The sequence below is a fragment of the Streptomyces sp. XM83C genome (assembly GCF_023072675.1).
GTDB lineage: Bacteria > Actinomycetota > Actinomycetes > Streptomycetales > Streptomycetaceae > Streptomyces > Streptomyces thermocoprophilus.
This window is the reverse complement of the sequence record NZ_JALLGL010000468.1, coordinates 1-3,177: the sequence shown is the minus strand read 5'-3', so window position 1 is coordinate 3,177 and position 3,177 is coordinate 1. Positions and strand designations below refer to the sequence as shown.

The following is a 3,177-nucleotide window of genomic DNA, read 5'->3' as shown; positions in this document are numbered from 1 at the left end:
GGGTAGGACCAGGGGGCGGGGGTGGGGTGGCCGCCGATGTGCTGGAACAGGGCGGCGGCCTCGGCCCCGCGGCCCTCGCAGACCTTGGCATGGGCGAGATAGTTGAGGTCGACGAGGCGTCTGGGGTGGCCCTCGTGCTCCCATTCGAGCCACCAGTCGAAGGCGGCCCGCAGGGCCTCGCGGGCCCGGTCGCCGCTCCAGTGCCCGGAGGCGACCGGGTCGGGGGGTGCGAATCCTCCGGCGGCGAGGACGCGGTAGCGCTCGGCGTGGGCGACGACCGGAAGGACGGCGACGGGCGAGTCGGCGGGCGCCTGCTCGGCGGCCCAGGAGGCGAAGTCGTACACCTCGTGCAGCGGGTCGGGGCCGGCGGCGGCGCGACGTTCGGCGAGGCGGGCCACCATGAGGTGGTGGGCGTGATGGTGCTCGGGGTGGCGGGCGCGGACCTGCTCGAAGGCGCGCACGACGTCGAAGTCCGTGCCGAGGGCGCGTTCGAGCTGGAGCAGGCCGAGCCAGGGGGTGGGGTCCTCGGGGGCGCGGGCGGCGGCGTCGGCGCAGGCCTCGCGGGCGCGGCCGGGGTCTTCCTTGCCGCGTAAGCAGCGCCGTACGAGCGCCAGGGCGAGGAGAGCGGCGGCGTCGGCGGAGTCCGGCTCGGTGAGCTGCCAGTCGCGTGCCCAGGCGGCGCAGTAGGGCTCCTCGGCGAGGACGGTGACGCGGTGGCCGCGACGGTCCCAGTCGTCGCCGGTGCGGGCGAGGAGGGCGCGTACGGCCTGTCGGCGGCCCTGGGTGAGCTGGGCGCGCGCGGCGGCCAGGTCGGTGTCGTCGAGGGCGGCGTCGAAGACCCGTGCCGCGCGTCTGCGCCTGCGGCCGGGCGGGGACGGGGGTGGGGACACCGCGGTGATACCTCGTGTTCCTCGTACTGCCTGTCGTGCGCGCCGGGCCCGCCGACGGTCGATCACGCACAGCAAACCCGTAGCCCGCGCATGGCGTCAAGGGCCGGCGGCACATGACACGCCCCAACGGCCGTGCCGCTGGCGGGAATTGACCGGCGGCGCGGCAGGCACGCGGCCCGCCGCTCGAAGATCGCCCCGATAGTCGTGTGACGTACATCATAGTCAGGTGTCGTTTCACCCCTCACGATGTCCGGAACCCCATCCGCTCGGACCGGGCCGCCCCACGGCCTCCGGACGCCGCCGGGCGGCGGGGACACCGGGGACATCGTCCGCCCCGGACGGCTGTCGGTCTCCCCCAGGACCGTGGCCCCACCCGACGATCGAGGTACGCAGCGTGTCGGTACTCGTCCTTGTCCTCGCCGTGAGCGCGGCGTGCTGCCTGGGCTTCGGGTTCGTCCTCCAGCAGGACGCCGCCCGCAAGGCCCCGCTCGGTGACTTCCTCTCCCCCAGACTGCTGCTCGACCTGATGCGCGTGCCGAGCTGGCTGGGCGGCATCGCACTGATGGCGGTCGGTATGGCGCTGGGCGCGATCGCGCTCGGACAGGGTGAGATCTCGCTGGTGGAGCCGCTGCTCGCGACGAATCTGCTGTTCGCGATGGCCCTGTCCCGGCACCGCACCCGGCAGCCCCTGGGCCGGCAGGGCTGGAGCGGCCTCGCCCTGCTCGCAGGCGGTGTCACCGCGTTCATCGTGGCGGGGCAGCCGCGCGGCGGCGGCGGGGACGCCGATCCGGTACGGCACTGGCTGATCATCGGCGCGATGACCGGGCTGGCCCTGCTGCTCACCGGCTACGCCAAGCGCTCCCGGCTCAACGCCGGCCCCGCCCTGCTGGCCACCGCCGCCGGCCTGCTGTACGGCGTGCAGGACGCGCTGACCCGGATCAGCGGGCAGCGTTTCGCCGAGGGCGGCCTGCTCCACCTGCTCACCGGCTGGCAGCCGTACGCCGTGCTGGTCCTCGGTGTGACCGGGCTGGTGCTGGTGCAGAGCGCCTTCGAGACGGCGGCGCTGCGCATGTCGCTGCCCGCGCTGACCGCGGCCCAGCCCCTGGCCGGCATCCTGTGCGGCGTCGGCTTCCTCGGCGACCGGCTGCGCACCGACACGGGCGCGCTCGCCTGGGAGGCGGCCGGGCTGGCGGCGATCGTCACGGGCATCGTCGTGCTGGGGCTGCACCCGTGCATGCCGCAGGGCGTCACCCGGGTCGAGCCGCAGCGGGCCCTCCAGCCGAGCAGCTGACCGACCGCCGCCGCGGCGGCGCCGGTCCTGCTTGGATGGGCCCATGAGCGCTGCTGACGAGATCCTCGACATCGTCGACGACCAGGACCGGGTCGTCGGGCAGGCCCCGCGCGGCAAGGCGTACGCGGAGGGACTGCGCCACCGCTGTGTGTTCGTCCTGGCCCGGGATGCCGCCGACCGGGTGTTCGTGCACCGCCGCACCCCGACCAAGCTGGTCTTCCCCTCGCACTACGACGTGTTCGTCGGCGGTGTCGTCGGCGCGGGCGAGTCCTACGACGACGCCGCCCTGCGCGAGGCCGAGGAGGAGCTGGGCGTCAGCGGACTGCCCCGCCCGGAGTTCCGCTTCAAGTTCCTGTACGAGGACGGCGCCGGCTACGGCTGGTGGTCGTCCGTGTACGAGGTGCGCTGCGAGCTGCCGGTCTCGCCGCAGGCCGAGGAGATCGACTGGCACGGCTTCCTGCCCGAGGAGGAGCTGGAGCGGCGGCTCGCGGAGTGGCAGTGGACGCCGGACGGGCTGGAGGCGTACCGGCGGCTGCGGGAGTTCCTGGCGCAGGGCCGGGGCGGGGCCGACGGGTAGGGTCCGGCCGTGATCGAACTCGTGCGCTCCGTCCGGCTGTGGTTCGCGCCGCAACACCTCCGCGAGGAGGGCGGAACCCCGGACTACCGGTTCTCGCTGGCGAACGAGCGGACCTTCCTGGCCTGGCTGCGGACGGCGCTCGCGCTGATCGGCGGGGGTTTCGCCGTCGACCAGTTCCTGCCGGACCTGCGCTGGGGCTGGCGCGTCGGCCTCGCCCTCGCCCTGCTCGCGTCGGGGGTGCTGTGCGCGCTGCGCGCCGTGAACCACTGGGTTCGCTGCGAGCGCGCCATGCGGCGCGGCGAGGACCTGCCGGTCTCCCGCTTCCCGGCGGTGCTGAGCCTCGCCGTGGCGGTGGTGGCGCTCGCGATGGTCGTGGTGGTCCTGCTGGGGTGGGCGGGGTGAGCGATGAGGGCCGGGAC

4 protein-coding genes are annotated in these 3,177 nt (G+C 74.7%); 3 read left to right on the top strand and 1 reads right to left on the bottom strand.

What is annotated here, in order from left to right; all coding sequences use genetic code 11:
• Nucleotides 1–890 (bottom strand): hypothetical protein (locus MTQ10_RS29290; protein ID WP_247473417.1); only part of this gene is annotated, 890 nt, incomplete at its 3' end.
• Nucleotides 891–1,284: 394 nt separating this feature from the next.
• Between MTQ10_RS29290 and MTQ10_RS29285 the strand changes: the two genes are divergently transcribed.
• From MTQ10_RS29285 to MTQ10_RS29275, 3 genes are read left to right on the top strand one after another with little or no spacing between them, the layout of a single operon-like run.
• Nucleotides 1,285–2,181 (top strand): DMT family transporter, encoded by an 897-nt coding sequence (locus tag MTQ10_RS29285; RefSeq protein WP_247473416.1) that lies wholly within the window; start codon nt 1,285–1,287, stop codon nt 2,179–2,181.
• Between the two features lie 43 nt (nt 2,182–2,224).
• Nucleotides 2,225–2,758: an NUDIX domain-containing protein gene (locus MTQ10_RS29280; RefSeq protein WP_247473415.1), complete on the top strand. Its 534-nt coding sequence runs from the start codon at nt 2,225–2,227 to the stop codon at nt 2,756–2,758.
• A 9-nt stretch (nt 2,759–2,767) separates the two neighbouring features.
• Nucleotides 2,768–3,160 (top strand): YidH family protein, encoded by a 393-nt coding sequence (locus tag MTQ10_RS29275; protein WP_247473414.1) that lies wholly within the window; start codon nt 2,768–2,770, stop codon nt 3,158–3,160.
• Nucleotides 3,161–3,177: the final 17 nt, after the last annotated feature.

Bases quoted from the DNA above. Each gene is read 5' to 3' on its own strand.
- MTQ10_RS29280 (WP_247473415.1), top strand. From the start codon at position 2,225: ATGAGCGCTGCTGACGAGATCCTCGACATCGTCGACGACCAGGACCGG.